The sequence below is a fragment of the Streptomyces avermitilis MA-4680 = NBRC 14893 genome, from assembly GCF_000009765.2.
GTDB lineage: Bacteria > Actinomycetota > Actinomycetes > Streptomycetales > Streptomycetaceae > Streptomyces > Streptomyces avermitilis.
Map to the genome: position 1 here is coordinate 3,695,848 of NC_003155.5, position 23,307 is coordinate 3,719,154.

Genomic DNA, 23,307 nt, shown 5'->3' on the forward strand with positions numbered 1-23,307 from the left:
GCGCGTCTCACACCTGCAACCACGTATGCCGGTCCCGGGCCATCGCGTGCAGCGCCTCGGCATCCGCCGGCTTGAGCACCCCGCCCAGCCGCGCCAGCCCGGACAGGTCCGCCTCCCGCAGGACCCGCACCGCCCGCAGCGGAGCCGTGACATCAAGGGCGGTCGGCCCCACCACCGCCAGCACCGGACGGACCTCGGCCGTCAGCGCGTACGAGGCGCGGTCGGCGTCGGCCCGCACCCACCGCAGCACCGGCCGCGGCTCCCGTCGCCCCACCCCGACCATCGGGTCGGCGACGAGCACCCGCTGCTTGCGGGCGTACAGCGCGTGGACCGAGAACAGGCCGCCCGGCCCGATCACCAGATGGTGGATGCGATCGCCTCCGGGCAGCGGCACCGAGTGCAGGGTGTGCCACCCCGCCCCCTCGAGCCGGTCCAGCGCCTCGCCGACCGCCTGCTCGGCGGCCAGCGCCCGCCGCCGCGGATCCGGCCGCAGCCGGTGCGCAGGACCCGGGTCGCGGTCCAGGTCGATCACCAGCGCCTCACCGGGCCGGTTGGGCGCCAGGTCGTCGTCCGGATGGAGGGTGAGGCGGGCCAGCTCCGCGGGCGTCGGCACCGGTGGCGGACCCACGGTGACCGGCCCGGTCAGGAAGGGCCCGAGCGCGTCGAGCACGTCCTCCCGCCAGTCCTCGCCGAGCACGTTGACCCGGGCCGCCTCACGGTCGTACCAGGCGACGTTCCTCCCGTCCGCCAGGCAGACGTACAGCCGCTCCTGACCATGTCGCCAGGTCGGTACGACGCGGAGTCCGCTCATGCACCATCACCCCATGACCATGGGACCAGGCGGGTGCTCCAGGAGCAAGAAGGCGGCTACCTTTGGGAGCAGTTGGGGGAGTGAGTGGGAGGCGCCGTTGCGGACCCGCAGGAAGCGACCCGATATGCCGGCCCCGGACAGCCCGTGGAGCGAGATCGTGCCCGGTCTGTGGATGGGCGGGCACGAGTTCCAGGGCCCCGCCGGGCAACTGGAGTTCGCCGTCGTACGCGATGAGTTCGACCTGGTCCTGACGCTGCTGCGGCTGCCGGGCCACGGCCCCGACGAGGGCGTCGAGCACCATGTGTGGCCGATCCCGGACGGCCCGCTGGACGGGACGCAGCTCGCGGGCGTCATCCGGCTCGCGCAGACCGCGGCCGAGGCGCTGGAGCAGGGCCGCCGGGTGCTGGTCCGCTGCTACCACGGCTACAACCGCTCGGGGCTGGTCGTGGCGCACGCCCTGATCCGGTCCGGCCGCTCCGCCGAGGAGGCGATACGGCTCGTCCGCACCCGCCGCTCGCACTGGGCACTGCACAACGACCTGTTCGTCGCGTACCTGCGGGCGGGGCTGCCCACGGCCCGCCTGCTGGAGGAACTGACGGAGTGAGGCCCCGCCGGTGGACGTCGGTGGACGTCGGTGGACGTCGGTGTTCGCCGGTGGGCAATGAGCCCCCACTGGTGAACAAAAAGGACTTCCCTATGAATATGGTGTACGAAACCATTCAGCACGCCGACCTCCGCAGGTAAGCCCCCGCCGGGGCGGGGGCGGCCCGGACGCAGGAGTGCAGTGCCGCCCCTCCGCCACACAGGCGCCACCCGCAGCCCCTCACGCGCCGGCCTCAGCCCGTCACGCGCCGGCCTCAGCCCCTCACTCACCGGCCTCAGCCCCTCCCCCACCGGCCGCGCCCGCCGCGCCCTCCGCCGCGCCGGGCGCGCGGCCCTCGGCACCCTCACCGCGGCCCTGCTGCTGACGGCCGCGACCGGCTGCGGCGACTCCGGCGGGCTGCGCGGCGCGGGCGCGACCCCCACGGCCGTCGGCCCGACGAAGCTCTGGCCCCAGCTGCCGGCCGCCACCACCGCGGCCCTCGACTACGGCGAGGCGGACACGGAGACGGTCAAGGGGGTCACGGCCCCCGGCGACGACATCCACGAGGTGGACCCGGTCGACGTGATGCGCGCCGACATCGCCGCGCACCCGGCCCAGTACACCGGCCCGAAGGCGCCGTACCACGAGATCGTGCGGCAGATCGGGAACTGCGGAAAGAAGGGCGCGCGGGGCCGCGCCTGCCCGATCCTCCAGGCGTACTACCGAGATCTCACCGGCGACGGGAAGGACGACATGGTGCTCGGCATCCGCTTTCCCGGCAACCAGCTCGCCGTGCGCGCCTACACCTTCGAGCACCACAAGCTGGTGCAGGTCATGAGCACCACGGACGCCGTGGTCAGCGTGGAGGTGGCGGGCCGGGAGGTGATCATCCGCTCGCCGTCGATACTGCCGGGGTACGAGTTCCGTACGGTCTGGCAGTGGGACGCGCACCAGCACGCGATGCTGGCGGCCCGCGACGAGATCCTGCGCGTGGGCACCGCGCCGCCCGCCTCCCGGGGCACGCCGTCGCCGTCGCCCCCTGCGACACCGGAGCCGGCCCGGTCGCCGACCCCGTCGGAGAGCACCCGATGAGCCCGGCCGGACGGCGCGTGGGCCTCTTGGGACGTCTCCCCCGCTGGACCGCCGCCCTCGCCTGGAAGGCCGCCGTCTTCATCACGGTGATGTGCTGCGGCCTCGCCGCCCTGCTCGGCGTACTCGTCCATGTCTCGGTCACCGACCAGACCGTCGGCGAGGCCCGCGGCCGCGCGCTCGACCGGCTGACGCAGGCGGCGTCGGCGTACCAGGCAGGGGACCGGCTGCCGCCGGGCGCGGACATCGATCCGCCGGGTCTGCCCGCGCGGCTGAAGGAACTGGCCACCGACGGACGGCGCGGCACGATGGTCGGCCGGAACGACCCGGAGCCCACGATGTGGGCGGCGGGCCCCGCCGACGGCGGGCGCACGCTCGCCGTGCGGGTCGACTACGCGCAGGGCGCCCACACCATCGACGCGCTCGACCGGGCGATCGTGTGGTCGTCGGCGCTGGCGATCGGCGCGACGCTGCTGGTGGGCGCGTTCGCGGTGACCCGGGTGACCCGGCGGCTGCACGGCACCGCCCAGGTGGCGCGGCGGATCAGCGCCGGCGACCTGGACGCGCGCGTGAACGACCCGCGGACGAAGGATCCGACGCGCCCCCAGGACGAGGTGGCCGCGGTGGCCGGCGCCCTCGACACGATGGCGTCGACCTTGCAGAGCAAGCTGCTGAGCGAGCAGCGGTTCACCGCGGACGTGGCGCACGAGCTGCGCACCCCGCTGACCGGACTGCACGCGGCCGCCGAACTGCTGCCGCCGGGCCGCCCGACCGAGCTGGTGCGCGACCGGGTCGCCGCACTGCGCACGCTCACCGAGGACCTGCTGGAGATCTCCCGGCTCGACGCCCGCAGGGAGCGGCTCGAGCTGGACTCGGAGCCGCTCGCGCCGCTGGCCGAGCGCGTGGTGCGGGCGTCGGGGACGCGGACGGAGGTCCGGGTCGTGCGCGACGCGCGCGTGGAGACCGACCGGCGCCGGCTCGAGCGGGTGCTCGGCAATCTGGTGGCGAACGCGCACCGGCACGGGCGGGGTCCGGTGGTGCTGACGGTCGACGGACCCGTGGTCACGGTGCGGGACCACGGGGACGGCTATCCGGCGTACCTGGTGGCGCACGGGCCGCAGCGGTTCCGTACGGAGGGCGGCGCGAAGGGGCACGGGCTCGGGCTGACGATCGCGCTCGGCCAGGCGGAAGTGCTGGGCGCGCCGCTGGAGTTCGCCAACGCGCCCGACGGCGGGGCGCTGGCGACACTGACACTCCCCCACATGCACCGCAATGGACCGATTGTCGCGACATAACGGGACATCAGGTCGCCCGCTTGCTACGTTCCGGACATGATCCAGCCCGGATGGCCCGGAACGAAGGCGGTGGCGGACCCGCTCGCTCCCGACCTACGCCTGCCCCGGCGCCGTGGCATCGAGTTCAGCCTCCTCGTCGTCGCCGTCCTGCTGTCCGTGTACGGCTACTGCGCCGTCGGTCTCGCGAAGCGGGGCACCGTCCCGCCCGGCGCCGCCGGTTACGGCGCCGGGCTCGGTGTGCTCGCCCTCCTCGCCCACCTCGCCGTACGCTTCCGGGCCCCGTACGCCGATCCCCTGCTGCTGCCCATCGCCGTGCTCCTCAACGGCCTGGGCCTGGTGCTGATCTACCGTCTCGACCTGGAGACCCCGGCCGACCACGCGGCGCCGGCCCAGCTCAACTGGTCGACGCTCGGGGTCGCGCTCTTCATCGCGGTCGTGGTCCTGCTCAGGGACCATCGCGTCCTCCAGCGCTACGCGTATGTCAGCGTCGTCGGCGCGCTCGCGCTCCTCACCCTGCCGATCTTCTTCCCGGCCGTGAACGGGGCCCGCATCTGGCTCCGGATCGCCGGATTCTCCATCCAGCCGGGCGAGTTCGCGAAGGTGCTGCTCGCGGTCTTCTTCGCCGGGTATCTGGCGGCCAACCGCCATGCGCTGACGTACGCGGGCCGGCGCGTCTGGAAGCTCCAGTTCCCCACCGGGCGGGTGCTCGGCCCCATCGTCGCCATCTGGCTGCTGAGCCTCGGCGTGCTGGTCCTGGAGCGGGACCTCGGCACCTCGCTGCTGTTCTTCGGCCTGTTCGTGATGCTGCTGTACGTCGCCACGGGCCGCACCGGCTGGATCGCGGTGGGGCTGCTGCTCGCGGTCGGCGGCGCCCTCGCCGTCGGCCGGCTCGAACCGCATGTGCACAGCAGGGTCCAGGACTGGCTGCACCCCTTCGCGTCGATCGACGCGGGCCAGGGCCCCAACCAGCTCGCCCAGTCCCTCTTCGCGTTCGCCTCCGGCGGGATGCTCGGCACCGGACTCGGACTCGGCCACTCGATCCTCATCGGCTTCGCCGCCAAGTCGGACTTCATCCTGGCGACGGCGGGCGAGGAGCTGGGCCTGGCCGGCCTGTCCGCGATCTTCCTGCTGTACGCGCTGCTGGTGGAGCGCGGCTACCGGGCCGGCCTCGCCCTGCGCGACCCGTTCGGACGGCTCCTCGCCATCGGCCTCGCCTCGATCGTGGCGCTCCAGGCCTTCGTGATCGCGGGCGGGGTGACCGGGCTGATCCCGCTCACCGGCATGGCGATGCCGTTCCTGGCCCAGGGCGGCTCGTCCGTCGTCACCAACTGGATCATCGTGGCGCTGCTGATCCGGATCAGCGACTCGGCGCGCAGCCAGTACGACGGCACGGCGGCGCCGTGAGCCGCGGGAAGGCCGGGCGATGACCCGCTACATCCGCCGGGCGGCGGCCCTGTGCGCACTGCTCCTGGTCGCCCTGCTGGTCAACGCGGCCCGGGTGCAGATCGTCCAGTCGTCCACGTACGACGACAACCCCGCCAACCGCCGTCCGACGATCGCCCGTTACGGCCAGCCGCGCGGCGACATCGTCGTCGGCGGACAGCCGGTCACCGGCTCCAAGGACACCGGCGAGCAGCTCCGCTACGAACGGACGTACCACGACGGCCCCCTGTACGCGCCGGTCACCGGCTTCGCCTCGCAGGTGTACGGGACGACGGGCCTGGAGAACGCCGCGGACGGCATCCTCGCGGGCACCGACCCGATGCTGTCGCTGCTGCCCTTGTGGAACGGCGTCTCGCGCGACCGGAACCCGGGCGGCAAGGTCGTCACGACCCTCGCGGCGGGCGCACAGCGCGCGGCGTACGAGGGGCTGGCCGGCCGGCGGGGCGCGGTGGCGGCGATCGAGCCGTCCAGCGGGCGGATCCTGGCGCTGGTCTCGGCCCCGTCGTACGACCCGGGCGAACTGTCCGGGACGAACTCGGCCGTCACGAGCGCGTGGGACCGGCTGAACGGCGACCCGGCCAGGCCGATGCTCAACCGGGCGATCCGGCAGACGTATCCGCCCGGTTCGACGTTCAAGGTGGTGACGGCCGCAGCGGCGCTGGACGCGGGCGTGATCAGGGATCTGGACGCGCCGACGAGGTCCCCGGACCCGTATCCGCTGCCCGAAACGAGGATCTCGCTGACGAACGAGGCGGAGGACTGCGAGGACGCGTCCCTGCGTTATGCCTTCGAGTGGTCGTGCAACACGGTGTTCGCGAAGCTGGGCGTGGACGTGGGCCTGAAGGACATGACGGCCACGGCCGCGCACTTCGGCTTCAACGACAAGGGGTTGCGGATCCCGTTCCCGGTCGCTCCCAGCAACTTCGACACGAAGCTGGACGCGCCGCAGCTGGCGCTGTCGTCGATCGGCCAGTTCGACACGCGGGCGACCCCGCTCCAGATGGCGATGATCGCGGCGGCGGTGGCGGGCGGGGGGTCGGTGAAGTCGCCGTACCTGGTGGAACGGACCACGACAAGCGCCGGCGGCACGGTCTCGGCGACGTCGCCCCGCACCCTGCACCAGGCGATGAACCCGTCGACCGCCGCGCGGCTGCGGGAGATGATGACGGACGTGGTGCGAAAGGGGACCGGCAAGAACGCGGCGATCCGCGGTGCCACCGTGGGCGGCAAGACGGGCACCGCCCAGCACGGCATCGGCAACTCCGGTACGCCGTACGCCTGGTTCATCTCCTGGGCGCAGGCGGACAACGCGTTGGAACCCGCGGTGGCGGTCGCGGTCGTGGTGGAGGACGCGTCGGCGCGCCGCGGGGACATCAGCGGGGGCGGGGACGCGGCGCCGATCGCGAAGGCGGTGATGGAGGCGGTGCTCAGGTCGTGAGACGGGGCGGGAGTACGCCCCCTGGACCGGGCTGCCGCCCGGTCCATGACGGAAGCAGCCGGGTGTCGGGGCGCGTCAGGACTCCGTGCCCGCCTCGATCGCCTCCGTCACCTCCGCGACCCGCTCCTTCTCCTCCGCGGCGAAGCGTTCGGCGTCCAGTCGTTCCGCGATCTCCTCGTCCTGGGCCATCAGGAGGTCCAGGTTGGAGTTGCCCATCTCGAAGACGCCCATGTCGACGTACGCCTGCTGGAGGCGTTTGCCCCACAGGCCGATGTCCTTGACGCACGGGACGATGCGGCTGAACAGCAACTGGCGGAAGAGGTGCAGGAATTCGGACTGCTCGCTGTACCGCTCCGCCTCCGCCCGCGGAATGCCGAAGTTCTCCAGCACCTCGATGCCGCGCAGCCGGTCGCGCATCAAATAGCAGCCCTCGATGACGAACTCCTCGCGTTCGCGCAGTTCGGCGTCGCTGAGCTGGCTGTAGTAGTCGCGCAGGGCCATGCGGCCGAAGGCCACGTGCCGGGCCTCGTCCTGCATGATGTACGCGAGGATCTGCTTCGGCAGCGGCTTGTCCGTGGTGTCGCGGATCATCCCGAACGCCGCGAGCGCCAGGCCCTCGATCAACACCTGCATCCCGAGGTAGGGCATGTCCCAGCGCGCGTCACGCAGGGTGTCCCCGAGGAGCGCCTGAAGGTTGTCGTTGACCGGGTACAGCATGCCGATCTTCTCGTGCAGGAAGCGGCCGTAGATCTCCGCGTGCCGTGCCTCGTCCATCGTCTGGGTCGCCGAGTAGAACTTCGCGTCCAGGTCGGGGACGGACTCCACGATGCGCGCCGCGCACACCATCGCACCCTGTTCGCCGTGCAGGAACTGGCTGAACTGCCAGGACGCGTAGTGCTTGCGCAGCTCGCCCTTGTCGCGGTCGGTCAGCTTCGCCCAGTACGGCGTCCCGTAGAGGGTCATCGCCTCGTCGGGCGTGCCGAGCGGATCGTGCGGGTCCACCTCCAGGCCCCAGTCGATGCGCCGCTGACCGTCCCACTGCTTGTCCTTGCCCTTCTGGTAGAGGGCGAGGAGCCGGTCGCGTCCGTCGTCGTACTCCCAGCTGAAGCGTGCCGCGCCCGAGGCCGGCACCTGCCAGTGGGAGTCTCCCGGGTCCTTGGCGTACAGCTCATGCGTCGGCATACATCCCAAGCTCACACGCGGTAGACGAGTCGTCAACAAGTCGCGCACAGGGGATTGACGACCTTGCTGACAAGCAGTCTCATAAGGGGGTGCCCGGAGGTAACCCGTGAGCCCCGGTACCGGTGACCCGTACGACGAGGTGGGACGGCGATGACGACTGTGACGGAGGGCGTGGCCGATGGGTTGCGCGACGCGCTCGGCCTGCTCAAGGACCGCGAGCAGGTGGCCGAGCGGCTGCTCGACTCTTCCGCCAAGCACTCCTTCGACCCGGACAAGGAGCTGGACTGGGAGGCGCCGTTCGAGGAGGGCAAGTGGTTCTGGCCGCCGGAGCTGGTGTCGCTGTACGACACCCCGCTGTGGAAGCGGATGGGCGAGGAGCAGCGGATGGCCCTCGCGCAGCACGAGGCCGCGGCGCTCGCCTCGCTCGGCATCTGGTTCGAGATCATCCTGATGCAGCTGCTGGTGCGGCACATCTACGACAAGGCGGCGACGAGCGCGCATGTGCGCTACGCGCTGACCGAGATCGAGGACGAGTGCCGCCACTCGAAGATGTTCGCGCGCCTGATCAGCCGGGGCGGTACGCCGTACTACCCGGTGAGCCGGCTGCACCAGAACCTCGGCCGGCTCTTCAAGACGATCTCGACGACCCCCGGGTCCTTCACGGCGACGCTGCTCGGCGAGGAGGTGCTCGACTGGATGCAGCGGCTGACGTTCCCCGACGAGCGGGTCCAGCCGCTGATCCGCGGGGTCACGCGCATCCACGTCGTGGAGGAGGCCCGGCACGTGCGCTACGCCCGCGAGGAGCTGCGCCGCCAGATGGTCACCGCCCCGCGCTGGTCGCAGGAGTTCACCCGGGTCACGTCGGGCGAGTTCGCGCGCGTCTTCTCGCTGGCCTTCATCAACCCCGACGTCTACACCAACGTGGGCCTGGACAAGCAGGAGGCGCTGGCCCAGGTACGGGCGAGCGGACACCGCCGGGAGGTCATGCAGACGGGCTCGAAACGGCTGACGGACTTCCTGGACGACATCGGGGTGCTGCGGGGCGTGGGGCGGCGGCTGTGGCAGTCGTCGGGGTTGCTGGCCTGAGCACGTTCCGGCACAGGCCTGCCTGGCGGTGCGGGTCCGCCTGGCGGCGCGGCGGCCGGTGGGGTGCGGGCCCGCCTGGCGGCGCGGCGCCCGGTGAGGCCCGTACTTCCGCCACGGCCCGCCTCGGGGCGCAGCCCCCGGCCGGACCCGCACCAATTCCGGATGCCTGAGCCCGGCGCCTCCCGGCACGAGCCTGCCCGGCGGCACAGCCCCCGATGAGACCCGCGCTTCCGGCACGGGCGGGGCCCGCCTCGGGGTGCGGTCCCCCGGGCGGGCCCGCACCGGCGCCGGGTGTCTGGGCCCGCGACGGCACGGTTACGCTGCGGTACATGACGTCGCAGGCCCCACCCCCCGCATACCGCCGGCTCAGCGTCGAGGAACGGCGCAGTCAGCTTCTGGAGGCCGCGCTGGCGCTCTTCGCGCACCGTGCGCCCGAGGAGGTCTCGCTGGACGACGTCGCGGAGGCCGCCGGGGTGTCACGGCCGCTCGTCTACCGGTACTTCCCCGGCGGCAAGCAGCAGCTGTACGAGGCCGCCCTGCGGTCCGCCGCCGAGGAGCTGGAGCAGTGCTTCGCGGAGCCGCCGCAGGGGCCCCTGTCCCGACGGCTCGGCCGGGCACTCGACCGCTATCTCGCCTTCGTCGACCAGCACGACACCGGTTTCAGCGCCCTGCTCCAGGGCGGAAGCGTCGTCGAGACCTCCCGGACCACCGCGATCGTGGACGGGGTGCGGCGGGCCGCCGCCGAGCACATCCTCGACCACCTGGAGGTGCGGGAGCCCGGCCCGCGGCTGCGGATGACCGTCCGGATGTGGATCACCGCCGTCGAGGCGGCCTCGCTCATCTGGCTCGACGAGGAGAAGAACCCGCCGCTGGACGAGTTGCGGGACTGGCTCGTCGAGCAGTTCGTGGCCTGTCTGGCGGCCACCGCGGGACGGGACGCCCAGACCGCCGACGTCCTGCGCGCGGCGCTGGCGACGGAGCCGGCCGACGGGGCCGCGGGCGAACTGGTCCGGCGGGTGCTGCCCGTGCTCGGCGACGCCACCCACCTGCTGTGACACTGGTGCGGTGAAGAGCGAAGACACCCCCTTCGTCGGCGGCCCCCTGGACGGGCGCGTCCTGCCGATCCTGCTCGGTCCGACCGGCCACCCCCCGAAGACCTACCGGGTCCCCGTCCCGGACGCGGCGGGCGGCCCGCCCACCGTGCTCGTCTACCGGCGCGAGCAAGCGGCGCAGAGCAAGCGGCTCGGCCTCCACAAGGGCTGGAAGTACGTGTACGACCCCGAAGGGGACAGCGGGGGCGGCCGCATCAGATGGCCCTGGTCCAAGCCGGCCCCCACGCCCGCCACGCAGCCGGACGGCACACCGGACTCCGCGCCCGACAGGAAGCCAGACGCCACGCCGGACGGCAAGCCGGACGCCGCCGACGGGTGACTTCCTTGGGCCGAACCGCCCACACACCGCGCGCGGACCGTCCCCACCCGTCTGATGCTCACCGTGCGGGACGGAGGGGCCGTCCCGCAGCGGAGGTGATGAAGTGTCAGGAAGGTTGCTGCGACTGGTATGTACGGCGGCGATGACGGCCGGCGCACTGCTGTCCCCCGGGCAAGCGACGGCGGCCCCGCCCCCGGACCCCGACTCTACGGCGACCGCTCCGGACACCACGGAGACCGCTCCGGACACCACGGCGACGGCACCGGACACCACGGAGACGGCTCCCGACCCCACCGCGACCGCTCCCGGTTCCGCGGGCCCCGACGTCTCCGACGCCACCTCCATGGGACGCCTCCTGACGGATCTTCAGCGGCTGTACCGGCAGGCCGAGCAGGCCACCGAGAGCCACAACGCCACCACGGAGAAGCTGAGGCGGCAGCAGGCCGAGGTCGCGCGCCTGGACAGGCAGCTCACCCAGGCCCGCCTCTCCCTCCAGGACAGCCACGGCGCCGTGGGCCGGCTCGCCCGGCAGCAGTACCAGGGCAGCACCGGCATCTCCCCCTACGTACGCCTGCTGCTGGCCCGCGATCCGCAGCACGCCCTCGAAGAGGGCCATGTGATCGGGCAGTTGGCGCAGGCGCGGGCCAAGACGGTGGAGCGGCTGACCGGGAACGAGCAGCGCAGCGACCGGCTGGCCCGCGAGGCCCGGGCGGCGCTCGACCGGCAGCTCACCCTCGCCGAGCGTCAGAAGAAGGAACGGGACGACGTCCAGGGACGGCTCGACCAGGTCGAGGCACGGCTCGCCACGCTCAGCACGGACCAGCGCGCCGAGCTGGTCGAGTTCGAGAAGAACGGGGAGGCCCAGGCGCAGCGGAAGTTCGTGGCGTCGGGCTCGCTGAGCAGCGCTCGCATCCCCTCGCGGCAGGGCGACAAGGCCCTGCGCTATGCCGTGCAGCAGCTCGGAAAGCCGTACGAATGGGGCGCCGAGGGGCCGAAGTCGTACGACTGCTCGGGCCTGACCTCGCAGGCCTGGGCGCACGCGGGCCGCGCCATCCCCCGCACCAGCCAGGGACAGTGGGCCGCGCTGCCGCACGTCCCGCTGAAGAAACTGCGCCCCGGAGACCTGGTGATCTACTTCCCCGAGGCCACGCATGTGGCCCTGTACCTCGGGAACGGGATGGTGGTCCAGGCGCCCAGACCGGGAAGCCAGGTCAAGGTGTCCCCCATCGCGGCGAACCCGGTACTGGGCGCGGTCCGCCCGGACCCGCGGGCCAAGCCCCTGAGGCACTACGCCCCGCTGGCGCTCCCCGGAACCACCGCGAAGGAGCCCGCCCTTCCCGAGGTCCCCGCGAAGGGCAGGGGCGGCCCGAAGGGACACGGGGCCGTACCCCATGTGGTTCCGCCGCCCGGGCACACCGTGGCTCCGCCGCGCGGGCACGCCGTGGCTCCGCCGCGCGGGCACGCCGTGGTTCCGCCGCGCGGGCACGCCCGGCCGCAGCCGGCCCGCGCCCGCGTCTGAGCCGTCAGCTCCCGGCCACCGAGGCCAGGTACGCCTCCGTCTTCTCCGGCTCGTAGAAGAAGTTCTCGAAGTCCGCCGGATTGTCGAAGCCGTTGGCGAAACGATTGGCCACCGGCTGGAGGGCGCCCGCGGCACCGATCAGGTTCAGGACGTGCTCCGGCGGGACGCCGAGCATCGCGTTCGTCCACTTCGTCACGTGCTGAGCCGTGTCCCAGTAGCGGTCGAACGTCGCCCGCATCCAGGTCTCGTCGAACTCCTTCTCACCGTGCTCCACGATGGACGCGAGGTACGCGGCCGCGCACTTGGACGCCGAGTTGGAGCCCTGGCCCGTGATCGGGTCGTTCGCCACGACCACGTCCGCCACGCCCAGGACCAGGCCACCGCCGGGCAGCCGGCCGACCGGGTTGCGGACGGTGGGGGCGTACCGCCCGGCCAGCGTGCCGTTCCCGTCGGTCAGTTCGACCTTGGTGGCCCGCGCGTACTCCCACGGCGTGAAGCGTTCCATGAGTTCCAGGGTCAGGGAGAGGTGCTCGCCCGGGTCGTTGACGCCCTTGAAGACGTCGAGCGGGCCACCGGGGATGCCCTCCCAGAACAGGATGTCCGCGCGGCCGGAGGTGGTGAGGGTCGGCATCACGAAGAGTTCGCCGACGCCGGGGACGAGGTTGCAGCGGACCGCGTCGTAGTCGGGGTGCTCGGGGCGCGGGCCCAGGCCGTGGACGTAGGCGACCGCGAGGGCGCGCTGCGGCTCGCTGTACGGCGAGCGCGAGGCGTCGCGGCCGAACATCGACACCAGCTCGCCCTTGCCCGCCGACACCAGCACGAGGTCGTAGGCACGGGAGAAGTAGTCGAGGTCGGAGACGGCCGCGCCGTGGATGACCAGTTGGCCGCCGCGCTGCGCGAACGTCTCCATCCAGCCGGCCATCTTGACCCGCTGGTCCACCGACTGCGCGTACCCGTCGAGCTTGCCGACCCAGTCGATGGCGCGCTGCGAGGGGCCGGGGTCGAAGGAGCCGGGGGCCGCGACCGAGACGCCGAGTCCTTCGATCTTCGGGGCCTGGGACTCCCAGAAGTTCAGCTGGAGATCACGCTCGTGCCCGAGCGCCGTGTCGAACATGCACTGGGTCGACATGACCCGGCCCGACCGGATCTCGTCCGCCGTCCGGTTGGACATCAGGGTGACCTCGTACCCGTGCGACTGGAGGCCGAGGGCGAGCTGGAGTCCGGACTGGCCGGCTCCGACGACGAGTATCTTCCGCATGCGGGTGCTGCCTCCTACGTACCGGCCCTATTCCGGGCTTACTTCCAGCGCGTGGCCGACCAGGGCCAGCAGGGTCTCGATGACCGAGATCCGGCGACGCGCGTCCATGATCATGACAGGTATGTGTGCAGGCACGGTGAGGGCTTCGCGCACATCCTCCGGCTCGAACTTCTCGCTGCCGTCGAAGTGGTTGACCGCCACGACGTACGGCAGTCCGCAGCTCTCGAAGTAGTCGAGCGCGGGGAAGCAGTCGGACAGGCGGCGGGTGTCGGCGAGGACGACCGCGCCGATCGCGCCGCGCACCAGGTCGTCCCACATGAACCAGAACCGCTGCTGGCCCGGCGTGCCGAAGAGGTAGAGCACCAGGTCGTCGTCGAGCGTGATGCGGCCGAAGTCCATGGCCACCGTGGTGGTGAGCTTGTCCGGCGTCCCCGTCAGGTCGTCGGTGTCCTCACTGGCCTGGGTCATCAGCGCCTCCGTCTGGAGAGGCGTGATCTCCGAGACGGCGGTGACCAGCGTGGTCTTGCCGGCGCCGAAGCCGCCCGCCACCACGATCTTCGTGGCGATCGGGGCGCGCGTGCGGTCCGTCTGCCAGGCCTTCAACTCCTCGTCCGGTTCGACGAGATCAGAGACGTCAGAGACGACGGAGTCCACTCAGCACCCTTTCCAGCAGAGCGCGGTCAGGCTGTCCGGGGCCATGACCGGTTCCGTACACACGGATCTTTCCCTGGTCCGCGAGGTCGCTGAGGAGCACACGGACCACGCCGAGCGGCATCCTCAGCAGCGCGGCGATCTCCGCCACCGTGCGCATACGGCGGCAGAGCTCGACGATGGCCCGCATCTCGGGCATCACTCGGGTGTTGAGTGAACCATTGGTGAGTTCGCGCCGCTCAGCCGGGGCCTCCAGTGCGGCCACGAAGGTCTCGACGAGCAGGACGTGGCCGAAACGGGTGCGGCCGCCGGTGAGCGAGTAGGGGCGTACGCGGGCGGGCTTGCGGCCGCCACCGCGGACCGGGAGCTTGTTCGCGGAGGACTTGTCGCTCGTACTCATCGGGCACTCCCGGTCGACTCGTCCTCCAGTGATTTCCGAAGCTCGCTGCGGAGTTCGGGCGTCAGCACATGTCCGGCCCGGCCGACGAAGAGCGCCATGTGGTACGCCACCACGCTCATGTCGCAGTCCGCGGAGCCGTGCACGCCGAGCAGTGAACCGTCGCTGATCGACATGACGAAGACGCTGCCCTCGTCCATCGCGACCATCGTGTGCTTGACGGCTCCGGAGTCCATCAGCTTCGCGGCGCCGATGGTGAGGCTGCCGATGCCGGAGACGATGGTGGCGAGGTCGGCGGAGGAGCCTCGCGGGCCCTTGGGCCTGCCCTCCAGGCCCGCCCGTGCCTCCGCGTTCCGCCCGGGGTCGGAGGAGAGCAGCAGCAGGCCGTCGGAGGAGACGACCGCGACCGACAGCAGCCCCGGCACCTCCTCGACGAGGTTCGTCAGCAGCCAGTGCAGATTGCGGGCTTCGCTGCTCAGGCCGAAGGTACTGGGCGCGGTCAACTGCTTGCCTCCTCGACAGTGCCCCCCGATGCTTCTACGTCCTGTGCGGTGCCGTGTGGTGCGGTGTGCTCGGGTGCCGGCCGATCAGTGGGCCGGCCCGTGGACCGGTCCGCGGGCCGGTCCGTGGGCGCCTTCGTCTCGGCCGTCTTCTCGGCGATCTCGGCCTCGATGACGCGCTGACCGCTCCTGGCGCCCTGGTGGAAGCCGCCGAGCCTGCGGCGCAGGGCCTCGGCGTCGACCCCGCCGGGCCGCTGGCGCGGTACCGGAGCGGGAGCGGAGATCTTGGGGGTGCGCTTGGGGAGACCCTTGGCGGTGAGGCGGGGGGTGCCGGGTTCCTCGGCCGCGGACGGCGCCTCCCCCTCGTCGACAGTGCGCTCGTGGGCGTCGGGCCCGATGGCGAAGGGGTCGGTGGCGGTCCGCGCGGGCAGCCCGGCGGCCGGGGCGGGTTCCTCGGCCGCGGGTACCGGGGCCAGCAGCTCCATCGTGGTCTCGGGGGACGTGGGCTCGGGCACCTGCTCGGGCTCGGGCTCCGGCTCGCGTCCGGCGCTTTCTCCCGTTACGGCGTCCTCGTCACGCTCCCGCACCGCCCGCTCGGCCGCCGCGATCAACGGGTCCTCGCCGGCCGCGGGCTCCGGCACGACGGCCGTGGAGTCCGGAGAATCCGGGGAATCCAGGGAATCCGGGGAGTCCTGTTCGGCGGCCGTGGAGTCCGGTACGGCGACCGTCGAGCGGGCGTACAGGACGTTGGAGTTGGCCTCCGCGTCGGCGCCCGGCAGTGACAGTGAGGCGGCGCCGCCGGCCAGCGGTCCGGTGGTGGACACGACGGCCTCGGGGGCCGAGGCCAGCAGTGTCCCGGGCAGCACGACGACCGCGGCGACACCACCCTGCTTCTGCTCGCGCAGCTGCACGCGGACGCCGAGCCGGTGAGCGAGGCGGGCCACCACGTACAGACCGAGGCCGAGGCCCTCGCCGCTCTCCTGGTCGTAGGCGTCCTCCGGATCGAAGTCCGCGAGCCGGGAGTTGAGCTGGCGCATCCGCTCGGTGGTCATGCCGATGCCCTCGTCCTGCACGGAGAGCATCACCTCGCCGTTCTCCAGGAGCCAGCCCGAGACCTCGACGGAGACGTCCGGCGGTGAGAACGACGTGGCGTTCTCCAGGAGTTCCGCGACCAGGTGCGAGAGGTCGTCGGCGGCGAAGCCGACCAGGTGCGCGTGCGGCGGCAGCGCCGCGATGCGGACGCGCTCGTACCGCTCGATCTCGCTGACCGCGGCGCGGACGATGTCGACGAGCGGGACCGGGCCCGCGTGCTGCTGTACGTGCTCGGCACCGGCCAGGACGAGGAGGTTCTCGCTGTGGCGGCGCATGACCGTGGCGAAGTGGTCGAGCTTGAAGAGCGTGGCCAGCCGGTCCGCGTCCTGTTCACGCTCCTCCAGGCCCTCGATGACGGCGAGCTGGCGCTCGACGAGGCCGAGGGTGCGCAGGGCGAGGTTGACGAAGGTGCCGTGAATGCTCTGCCGGACCTGCTCCAGGTGGGCGGTGGCCGTCGCGATCTCGGCGCGCAGCTGCTCCCGGTCGTCGGCCATCGTCTGCCGCTGCCCGATGAGGTGCTTGCGGTCCGCCTCGAGGGTGGTCTGCCGCTCGTGCAGGGCGACGGCGTGCGCGTGCAGCGCGTTGACGGAACGCACCACCTGGGCGAACTCGTCGTTCCGACCGGTGAACTTGACCGGTTCCTCGGCGGCCGGGTCGGCGGCGAGGCGGGCGGAACCGCGGCGCAGGACGGAGAGCGGTCGGGTGAGCGTGCGGGCCATGGCGGTCGCGATGCCGAGGGTGACCAGTATCAGGGCGCCGAGCAGGGCGACGCGGATCTCCAGCGCGGTGACGTCGTCGTCGCGCAGCTGGGCGAGGTCCTTGCCGCGGTGCTCGTAGAGGGACGACTCGACGCCGCGCATCAGCTCGACACGGGCGGACAGGGCCGCGTCGAGCTTCTTGACGCTGATGCCGAGTTCGGAGTCGGAGAGGGTGGGCTGGTCGGTGAGGCCGGCGAGGTACTTCTCGGCGGAGGCGACCTCGGGGCCGTTGACCGTGGAGTCGTACGAGGCGCGGGCGGCCTGGGGCGCGGTGTCACGGAAGTCGGCGATCGCGGCGTCGGAGCGGACGGCGGCCTGCTGGGCGGCGGCGGTCAGGGCGTCGCGCTGCTTGGTGTCGGCGGCCGAGGAGCTGTCGCTGGTGGTCGGCAGACCGGTCGCCGGGTTGATCGTGGTCTGGGTGGAGCGCGGGATGTTCAGGGCGGCCAGCAGCAGACCGCGGGCGGCGGCGGACTGCTGGACGGCGCCGTCGAGTTCGGCGAGGGCGTGGGCGCCGGAGCCCGCGCGGGGCGGCAGTCGCTCGGCCAGCTCCTCGGCGAGGGCGTGGAGTTCGGTGATGGTGGCCGAGTACGCCTGATGCGCTTCGAGAGCGGTGCTCTTGCCGGTGAGCGCCGCTCTGCGTACGGCGTCGATGGCGTCGAGGTCCTTGCGCAGCGCGGTGGGCGCGTCAGGGTCCGCGCGCACTTCCTCGACCTGCCGGTCGACGCGGGCGCTCTGCTGCTCGGCGGGGGCCTTGGACTTGGGGCGCCCGGCGGCCACGTAGGAGGTGACCTCGTCGCGCTCGTCGGCCAGGGAGTGGGCGAGGGTGAGCGCCTGCTGGGTCTGTCCGGTGAGCGTCACCAGGTTCTGGGAGTCGTTCAGTTGGCCGGAGGCCGCGACGACCGAGGGGGCGCCGGCCCCCGCGACGGCGGCCGCGACCACGGCGACGGCGATGATGAGCCGATTGCGCACATGAGCAGCACGACCCTTGCCCGCGGACTCGGACGAGGCGCCCTCTTCGGGGGCCGTCTGCTTGCCTGTGCGCCGAGGCCGCGTCTTCTGCACCGGTGCTCGCATTCCTGACTCGTATTGCTCATGGGCCCGGGTGACGTTCCGTCAGCTGGGGTGTAGTCGTCCCGGTACGGCTCCCGACCCTCCCAGTGCCGGTGGGCAGTGATCTCACTTCACCTGACCCGCCACCCGAAGGAGTGAACCTCGGTGGGGAGTTGCCGGGCAAGTTCCTCTGGCGCGTGCGGCGGCCTTGTACGGCGGGCCGGTTGGACGTCGGCGGCGCGCTTTGGCAGTATTCGCCGCCACGCTCCACCGGAGTAGATCATTCCATGGCAAAACCGGCGGTTGGCCTGCGGGGTCGTTCCCGTTCGGCGACCGTTGCCAGCCTTTCGTGAGCCTTGTGAAGAGCTCGTGCAGACTGGCCGGATGCGTACTGAACTCGTCTCGGAATCCGGTGATCCGGCCCGCCCCAACGAGGACTTCGCCGCACTCGCGCTTCCGGCCTCAGGACAGGGCGGCACGCTGATCGTCCTGGACGGCGTGACGCCGCCGCGGGGGGAATACGGCTGTCTGCATTCCGTTCCGTGGTTCTGCGCACGCCTCGGCGGAGCACTGACCGAACTGTCCGTTTCCCGCCAAGATCTGGCGTTGCCGGAAGTCCTCGCGCACGCCATTCGCGCCACCGCGCGGGCCCACGCGGACACCTGTGACCTTTCTCACCCGCGCACACCGCAGGCGACCGTCGTCCTGGCCCGCTGGTCCGAGACCGTCATGGAGTATCTGGTCCTGTCGGACTCGGTACTGCTGACCGAGGCGCCGGACGGCACGGTCACCGCCGTCCTGGACGACCGCCTGTCCCGCCTGCCCCGCACGTCCCTCGTCACGGACGCCGTCGCCGACGCGACGGTCCGCAACAAGGAGGGCGGCTTCTTCACGGCGGCGGCGGACCCGTCGGTCGCGGCGCGCGCGGTGACCGGCACGCTGGACCGCGGCGCGGTCCGCGCGCTGGCCGCCCTGACGGACGGTGCGACCCGCTGGACGGAGAAGTTCGCCGAGGGCGACTGGAAGGCTCTGTTCACGGTCGTGCGCAAGGAGGGCGGACAGGCCCTGGTGGACCGGGTGCGGGCGCTGGAGCGCGCGGACAGCGAGCGGCGGGTGCACCTGCGCCGCAGCAAGACGCACGACGACGCGACGGTGGTGTTCGTGGAGTGGTGAGACCTGAGTGCCCGCGCCGCCCCCGCTGAGTACGCGTACTCATGGGCCGCGCCGCTCCCGCCCAAGGGCTATGTGCGCTACCCGAAGGACCGGACGCCGGCGCACGTCGGCGACAAGTGGGACGAGTACTGGAGCACGGTGTTCGTCGACGGCGACGGCAACATCGTGACGAAGTAGACGAAGTAGACGAAGTAGACGAAGTAGACGAAGTAGACGAAGTAGACGAAGTAGACGAAGTGGTCGAAGTGGTCGAAGTAGAAGAAACAGATGAAGTAGAAGGAGAGGCCGACGCGCTCGGCAGGGTCCGGGCGGCGGCTACTTCTCCATACCGAGATTCAACTGGTGCAGCAGCCGGGCCAGTTCCGCGACCTCGCGCTGGTCCCAGTGGGCGAGCTGGCTGACGTAGCGCGCCCGCCGGGCCTCCCGGACCCGGCCGACGCGCCGCCGGCCCTCCTCGGTGAGGTGGACGAGCCAGGCGCGGCCGTCGGCCGGGTCCGGTTCGCGGGCGACCAGGCCGAGGTCCTCCAGGGCGCGCAACTGGCGGGACATCGTGGCCTTGCCGACGCCGATGTAGGCGGCGAGTGCCGTGGCCCGCTGGCGGCCGCACTCGTCCAGACGCACGAGGAGTCCGTACGCGGCGGATTCCAGGTCCGGGTGGACTTCGCGGGCCATCTCGCCCTGGTTGGCGCGGGCGCGGCGCAGAAAAACGGTCAACTCACGTTCCAGGGACAGGAATTCGCGGTCCCCTTTCCGGCCCGTCCCCTGGTCCACACCACTCCCCGGCAAGCCGGTTCCGACCGGACGCCCGGCGCCGTTCCCGTCCTCGTGCACGTCAAGCCCCTGACCCGGTTTCCCGATGCTGAAAGTTTCCGCCAAAAGTGTCCATTGACGCAGCTCCCCCAGTATTTCGCAGGCGTAGACCAACGGCAGCCTCCGGCCCCTCTTCCCAGCCGGTCTTCTACGTGCGTAGCTTCTTTATCAGGCAACGACTGGCATGCCCACGCCATCACAGGTCGACAAGGACCTGACCCCCCACGAAGGCCGCATGCCCCCGCGCTTTCCCCCCACCGAGTTCCACCGAGCGCTTCGGAGGCACGCAATGTCCGTGCACAGATCCGGAACGGCCCACCGCCCACGCCTGCTCGCGGCAGGCATCCTGCTCGCCGCGTTCTCCCTCCTGTTCACCCACCCGGCTCCGGCGGCCACCACCCCCGCCCGCGGCTCCGCCTACATGGGCATGGGAGTCCTGGCCCACGACGGCCGGAACGGCACCCCCAGCACCGGTGACGCCACCCAGACGGAAGGGGTGGACGTCTCCAGCCACCAGGGCAACGTCGCCTGGTCGACCCTGTGGAGCAGCGGGGTCAAGTGGGCCTACGCCAAGGCGTCGGAGGGCACGTACTACACGAACCCGTACTTCGCCCAGCAGTACAACGGCTCGTACGCCGTGGGCATGATCCGCGGCGCGTACCACTTCGCCACCCCCGACACCACGACCGGCGCCACCCAGGCCGACTACTTCGTCGACAACGGCGGCGGCTGGTCCCGCGACGGCAGGACGCTGCCGGGTGCGCTGGACATCGAGTGGAATCCGTACGGCGCCGCCTGCTACGGCAAGTCGCAGAGCGCCATGGTCAGCTGGATCAGCAGCTTCCTCACCCGGTACAAGGCGCGTACCGGACGGGACGCCGTGATCTACACGGCCACCAGCTGGTGGACCCAGTGCACCGGCGACTACGGCGGCTTCGGCACCGCCGACCCGCTGTGGATCGCCCGCTACGCCTCCGACCCGGGCACGCTTCCGGCGGGCTGGTCGTACTACACGATGTGGCAGTACACGTCGTCCGGACCGACGGTCGGCGACCACGACAAGTTCAACGGAGCACTGGACCGGGTGCAAGCGCTGGCGAACGGCTGACGCGGCTCCTGAAGGACTGCTGACGCGGATCAAGACCGGGAAGGCCCGGGCCCCTCGCGGGACCCGGGCCTTCACCGACCGGTCACGTCCGTCACGCCGCGACCGGAACCTCCGGTGCCGCGCCGTTCGTCGCCGGGGACAGCGCCAGCTCCAGGACCTGGCGGACGTCCGTCACCGCGTGGACGTCCAGCTTCTCCAGCACCTCGGCCGGGACGTCGTCCAGGTCGGGCTCGTTGCGCTTGGGGATGACCACGGTCGTGATGCCGGCCCGGTGGGCGGCCAGCAGCTTCTGCTTGACGCCGCCGATGGGCAGCACCCGCCCGGTCAGCGAGACCTCACCGGTCATCGCCACGTCCGTCCGCACGGGCCGTCCGCTCAGCAGCGACGCCAGCGCCGTCGTCATCGTGACGCCCGCGCTCGGCCCGTCCTTCGGGACCGCGCCCGCCGGGAAGTGGATGTGCACACCCCGGTCCTTGAGGTCGCCGACGGGCAGTTCGAGCTCCGCGCCGCGGCTGCGCAGGAAGGAGAGCGCGATCTGCGCGGACTCCTTCATCACGTCACCCAGCTGACCGGTCAGGGTCAGACCGGCCGCGCCCGTCTCCGGGTCGGCCAGCGACGCCTCCACATAGAGGACGTCGCCGCCCGCGCCGGTGACCGCGAGCCCGGTGGCGACACCGGGAACGGCCGTACGGCGCTCGGCGGGGTCCTGGGCGGACTCGGGCACGTGGTGCGGCCGCCCGATCAGCCCGCGCAGATCCGCGTCCGCGACCGTGAACGGCAGCTTCCGCTCGCCCAGTTCGTGCTGGGCCGCGACCTTGCGCAGCAGGCGGGCGACGGCACGCTCCAGGTTGCGTACACCTGCTTCTCGGGTGTACTCACCGGCGAGCTTGCGCAGCGCGCTCTCGTCGAGCGTGACCTCGTCCTTCTCCAGTCCCGCCCGCTCCAGCTGGCGCGGCAGCAGGTGGTCCCGGGCGATGACGACCTTCTCGTCCTCGGTGTAGCCGTCGAGGCGGACCAGCTCCATACGGTCGAGCAGGGCCTCCGGGATGGCTTCGAGCACATTGGCCGTGGCCAGGAAGACGACGTCGGACAGGTCGAGTTCGACTTCCAGGTAGTGGTCGCGGAAGGTGTGGTTCTGGGCGGGGTCGAGGACTTCGAGGAGCGCCGCGGCCGGGTCGCCGCGGAAGTCGGAGCCGACCTTGTCGATCTCGTCCAGCAGGACCACCGGGTTCATCGACCCGGCCTCCTTGATGGCGCGCACGACCCAACCCGGCAGCGCGCCGACGTACGTACGCCGGTGTCCACGGATCTCGGCCTCGTCGCGAACGCCGCCGAGGGCGACGCGCACGAACTTGCGCCCCATCGCGTGGGCGACGGACTCGCCGAGCGAGGTCTTGCCGACGCCGGGCGGTCCGACGAGCGCGAGCACGGCACCGCCGCGCCGCCCGCCGACCACGCCGAGTCCCCGGTCCTGGCGCCGCTTGCGCACCGCCAGGTACTCGGTGATGCGCTCCTTCACGTCTTCGAGACCGGCGTGTTCGGCGTCCAGGATCGCCTTGGCGCCCTGGATGTCGTACGCGTCCTCGGTCCGCTCGTTCCACGGCAGTTCGAGCACGGTGTCGAGCCAGGTCCGGATCCACGAACCCTCGGGCGACTGGTCGCTCGCCCGCTCCAGCTTCTCGACCTCCTTGAGCGCGGCCTCGCGGACCTTCTCGGGGAGATCGGCGGCCTCGACCCGGGCGCGGTAGTCGTCGGACTCCTCGCCGTCCTGCTCGCCGTTCAGCTCGCGCAGTTCCTTGCGCACGGCTTCGAGCTGCCGGCGCAGCAGGAACTCGCGCTGCTGCTTGTCGACGCCTTCCTGTACGTCCTTGGCGATGGACTCGGCGACATCCTGCTCGGCGAGGTGCTCGCGCAGCTGCTCGGTGGCCAGCTTCAGACGGGCGACCGGGTCGGCGGTCTCCAGGAGCTCCACCTTCTGGTCGGTGGAGAGGAAGGGCGAGTATCCGGAATTGTCGGCAAGGGCGGAAACGTCGTCAATGGCCTGCACCCGGTCCACGACCTGCCAGGCGCCGCGCTTGCGCAGCCAGCTGGTGGCGAGGGCCTTGTACTCCTTCACCAGTTCGGTGACGTGTCCGGGCAGAGGGTCGGGCACGGTCTCGTCGACCTGTGTGCCCTCGACCCACAGGGCGGCGCCGGGGCCGGTCGTCCCCGCGCCGATCTTCACCCGTCCACGCCCGCGGATGAGCGCGCCCGGGTCGCCGTCGGCCAGCCGGCCGACCTGCTCGACGGTGCCGAGCACACCGGTGCCCGGGTACGCCCCGTCGACGCGGGGCACCAGCAGCACCTTCGGCTTGCCGGGCTCGGACCGCGCGGCGGCCTGGGCGGCCTCCACGGCGGCGCGCACGTCGGCGTCGTTCAGGTCCAGCGGGACCACCATTCCGGGCAGCACGACCTCATCGTCGAGCGGCAGCACAGGCAAGGTGAGCGGTGTGGACGTCGAAGCCATGATCTCCCCTTCGGCAGTCAAGTTGAGCTATACCGACTCAATGCAGGTGAGCCTTGGATTGTTCCCCGGGGAGTGTTCGCTCTCAGCGATCATCGGAAATCACCGGATGCGCGCCGACCGCAGGGGT

Annotated in this window: 20 protein-coding genes; 11 read left to right on the forward strand and 9 right to left on the reverse strand. The window is 71.7% G+C overall.

Translation table 11 applies throughout. The features are described 5' to 3' along the window. Positions 1–7: 7 nt before the first annotated feature. Positions 8–811 (reverse strand): nuclease-related domain-containing protein, encoded by an 804-nt coding sequence (locus tag SAVERM_RS15325; RefSeq protein ID WP_010984379.1) that lies wholly within the window; start codon positions 809–811, stop codon positions 8–10. 124 nt (positions 812–935) lie between these two features. Here SAVERM_RS15325 and SAVERM_RS15330 point away from each other — a divergent pair, with 124 nt between their 5' ends. From SAVERM_RS15330 to SAVERM_RS15350, 5 genes are all read left to right on the forward strand, one after another. Then, positions 936–1,415: a protein-tyrosine phosphatase family protein gene (locus tag SAVERM_RS15330; protein WP_010984380.1), complete on the forward strand. Its 480-nt coding sequence runs from the start codon at positions 936–938 to the stop codon at positions 1,413–1,415. 180 nt (positions 1,416–1,595) lie between these two features. Beyond that, positions 1,596–2,486, forward strand: a complete 891-nt coding sequence (locus tag SAVERM_RS15335) for a hypothetical protein (protein ID WP_010984381.1) — start codon at positions 1,596–1,598, stop codon at positions 2,484–2,486. After that, positions 2,483–3,778 (forward strand): ATP-binding protein, encoded by a 1,296-nt coding sequence (locus tag SAVERM_RS15340; protein WP_010984382.1) that lies wholly within the window; start codon positions 2,483–2,485, stop codon positions 3,776–3,778. The genes SAVERM_RS15335 and SAVERM_RS15340 overlap by 4 nt, the downstream gene beginning before the upstream one ends. Positions 3,779–3,814: 36 nt before the next feature. Next, positions 3,815–5,182 (forward strand): FtsW/RodA/SpoVE family cell cycle protein, encoded by a 1,368-nt coding sequence (locus SAVERM_RS15345; protein WP_010984383.1) that lies wholly within the window; start codon positions 3,815–3,817, stop codon positions 5,180–5,182. A 19-nt stretch (positions 5,183–5,201) separates the two neighbouring features. Beyond that, on the forward strand, positions 5,202–6,659 hold the full coding sequence (locus SAVERM_RS15350; protein WP_010984384.1) for a penicillin-binding transpeptidase domain-containing protein: 1,458 nt from the start codon (positions 5,202–5,204) through the stop codon (positions 6,657–6,659). Positions 6,660–6,734: 75 nt separating this feature from the next. Here SAVERM_RS15350 and SAVERM_RS15355 read toward each other — a convergent pair whose 3' ends face one another. Further along, entirely contained in the window at positions 6,735–7,841 is a 1,107-nt protein-coding gene (locus SAVERM_RS15355; protein ID WP_010984385.1) for a ferritin-like domain-containing protein, read from the reverse strand. A 150-nt stretch (positions 7,842–7,991) separates the two neighbouring features. On the opposite strand from SAVERM_RS15355, the gene SAVERM_RS15360 reads away from it, so the two are divergent. The 4 genes from SAVERM_RS15360 (at position 7,992) to SAVERM_RS15375 (ending at position 11,877) form a co-directional block, all read left to right on the forward strand. Beyond that, on the forward strand, positions 7,992–8,927 hold the full coding sequence (locus SAVERM_RS15360; RefSeq protein ID WP_010984386.1) for an AurF N-oxygenase family protein: 936 nt from the start codon (positions 7,992–7,994) through the stop codon (positions 8,925–8,927). A gap of 329 nt (positions 8,928–9,256) precedes the next feature. After that, positions 9,257–9,982 (forward strand): TetR/AcrR family transcriptional regulator, encoded by a 726-nt coding sequence (locus tag SAVERM_RS15365; RefSeq protein ID WP_010984387.1) that lies wholly within the window; start codon positions 9,257–9,259, stop codon positions 9,980–9,982. A 10-nt stretch (positions 9,983–9,992) separates the two neighbouring features. Further along, on the forward strand, positions 9,993–10,358 hold the full coding sequence (locus tag SAVERM_RS15370; protein ID WP_010984388.1) for a hypothetical protein: 366 nt from the start codon (positions 9,993–9,995) through the stop codon (positions 10,356–10,358). 103 nt (positions 10,359–10,461) lie between these two features. Continuing rightward, positions 10,462–11,877, forward strand: coding sequence for a C40 family peptidase (locus tag SAVERM_RS15375; RefSeq protein WP_010984389.1), 1,416 nt, complete (start codon positions 10,462–10,464; stop codon positions 11,875–11,877). Between the two features lie 4 nt (positions 11,878–11,881). Here SAVERM_RS15375 and SAVERM_RS15380 read toward each other — a convergent pair whose 3' ends face one another. The 5 genes from SAVERM_RS15380 to SAVERM_RS15400 are packed head-to-tail and all read right to left on the reverse strand — an operon-like array spanning position 11,882 to position 17,607. Further along, entirely contained in the window at positions 11,882–13,135 is a 1,254-nt protein-coding gene (locus SAVERM_RS15380; RefSeq protein ID WP_010984390.1) for a styrene monooxygenase/indole monooxygenase family protein, read from the reverse strand. A 27-nt stretch (positions 13,136–13,162) separates the two neighbouring features. Then, a complete protein-coding gene (locus SAVERM_RS15385) occupies positions 13,163–13,789 on the reverse strand; it encodes a GTP-binding protein (protein ID WP_010984391.1) in 627 nt (208 codons plus the stop codon). Continuing rightward, positions 13,770–14,186 (reverse strand): DUF742 domain-containing protein, encoded by a 417-nt coding sequence (locus SAVERM_RS15390; protein ID WP_010984392.1) that lies wholly within the window; start codon positions 14,184–14,186, stop codon positions 13,770–13,772. The genes SAVERM_RS15385 and SAVERM_RS15390 overlap by 20 nt, the downstream gene beginning before the upstream one ends. Beyond that, positions 14,183–14,686 carry a roadblock/LC7 domain-containing protein gene (locus tag SAVERM_RS15395; protein WP_037648963.1) on the reverse strand — a complete coding sequence of 168 codons (504 nt, stop codon included), beginning with the start codon at positions 14,684–14,686 and terminating at the stop codon, positions 14,183–14,185. The genes SAVERM_RS15390 and SAVERM_RS15395 overlap by 4 nt, the downstream gene beginning before the upstream one ends. Next, entirely contained in the window at positions 14,683–17,607 is a 2,925-nt protein-coding gene (locus SAVERM_RS15400; RefSeq protein WP_010984394.1) for a sensor histidine kinase, read from the reverse strand. The genes SAVERM_RS15395 and SAVERM_RS15400 overlap by 4 nt, the downstream gene beginning before the upstream one ends. 360 nt (positions 17,608–17,967) lie before the next feature. Here SAVERM_RS15400 and SAVERM_RS15405 point away from each other — a divergent pair, with 360 nt between their 5' ends. Beyond that, positions 17,968–18,756 (forward strand): protein phosphatase 2C domain-containing protein, encoded by a 789-nt coding sequence (locus SAVERM_RS15405; protein ID WP_010984395.1) that lies wholly within the window; start codon positions 17,968–17,970, stop codon positions 18,754–18,756. 315 nt (positions 18,757–19,071) lie between these two features. Here SAVERM_RS15405 and SAVERM_RS15410 read toward each other — a convergent pair whose 3' ends face one another. Further along, complete coding sequence (locus SAVERM_RS15410) at positions 19,072–19,587, reverse strand: MarR family winged helix-turn-helix transcriptional regulator (RefSeq protein ID WP_010984396.1); 516 nt, start codon at positions 19,585–19,587, stop codon at positions 19,072–19,074. A 268-nt stretch (positions 19,588–19,855) separates the two neighbouring features. Here SAVERM_RS15410 and SAVERM_RS15415 point away from each other — a divergent pair, with 268 nt between their 5' ends. Next, complete coding sequence (locus tag SAVERM_RS15415) at positions 19,856–20,674, forward strand: lysozyme (RefSeq protein WP_010984397.1); 819 nt, start codon at positions 19,856–19,858, stop codon at positions 20,672–20,674. A 91-nt stretch (positions 20,675–20,765) separates the two neighbouring features. On the opposite strand, the gene lon is transcribed toward SAVERM_RS15415, so the two are convergent. Beyond that, the gene (lon, locus tag SAVERM_RS15420; protein ID WP_042493107.1) at positions 20,766–23,180 is read right to left on the reverse strand and encodes an endopeptidase La; all 2,415 of its coding nucleotides are present in this window, start codon (positions 23,178–23,180) and stop codon (positions 20,766–20,768) included. Between the last annotated feature and the right edge of the window lie 127 nt (positions 23,181–23,307).

Bases quoted from the DNA above. Each gene is read 5' to 3' on its own strand.
- SAVERM_RS15325 (WP_010984379.1), bottom strand. From the start codon at position 811: ATGAGCGGACTCCGCGTCGTACCGACCTGGCGACATGGTCAGGAGCGG.
- SAVERM_RS15330 (WP_010984380.1), top strand. From the start codon at position 936: ATGCCGGCCCCGGACAGCCCGTGGAGCGAGATCGTGCCCGGTCTGTGG.
- SAVERM_RS15340 (WP_010984382.1), top strand. From the start codon at position 2,483: ATGAGCCCGGCCGGACGGCGCGTGGGCCTCTTGGGACGTCTCCCCCGC.
- SAVERM_RS15345 (WP_010984383.1), top strand. From the start codon at position 3,815: ATGATCCAGCCCGGATGGCCCGGAACGAAGGCGGTGGCGGACCCGCTC.
- SAVERM_RS15350 (WP_010984384.1), top strand. From the start codon at position 5,202: ATGACCCGCTACATCCGCCGGGCGGCGGCCCTGTGCGCACTGCTCCTG.
- SAVERM_RS15355 (WP_010984385.1), bottom strand. From the start codon at position 7,841: ATGCCGACGCATGAGCTGTACGCCAAGGACCCGGGAGACTCCCACTGG.
- SAVERM_RS15360 (WP_010984386.1), top strand. From the start codon at position 7,992: ATGACGACTGTGACGGAGGGCGTGGCCGATGGGTTGCGCGACGCGCTC.
- SAVERM_RS15365 (WP_010984387.1), top strand. From the start codon at position 9,257: ATGACGTCGCAGGCCCCACCCCCCGCATACCGCCGGCTCAGCGTCGAG.
- SAVERM_RS15380 (WP_010984390.1), bottom strand. From the start codon at position 13,135: ATGCGGAAGATACTCGTCGTCGGAGCCGGCCAGTCCGGACTCCAGCTC.
- SAVERM_RS15390 (WP_010984392.1), bottom strand. From the start codon at position 14,186: ATGAGTACGAGCGACAAGTCCTCCGCGAACAAGCTCCCGGTCCGCGGT.
- SAVERM_RS15400 (WP_010984394.1), bottom strand. From the start codon at position 17,607: ATGCGAGCACCGGTGCAGAAGACGCGGCCTCGGCGCACAGGCAAGCAG.
- SAVERM_RS15405 (WP_010984395.1), top strand. From the start codon at position 17,968: ATGCGTACTGAACTCGTCTCGGAATCCGGTGATCCGGCCCGCCCCAAC.
- SAVERM_RS15415 (WP_010984397.1), top strand. From the start codon at position 19,856: ATGTCCGTGCACAGATCCGGAACGGCCCACCGCCCACGCCTGCTCGCG.
- lon (WP_042493107.1), bottom strand. From the start codon at position 23,180: ATGGCTTCGACGTCCACACCGCTCACCTTGCCTGTGCTGCCGCTCGAC.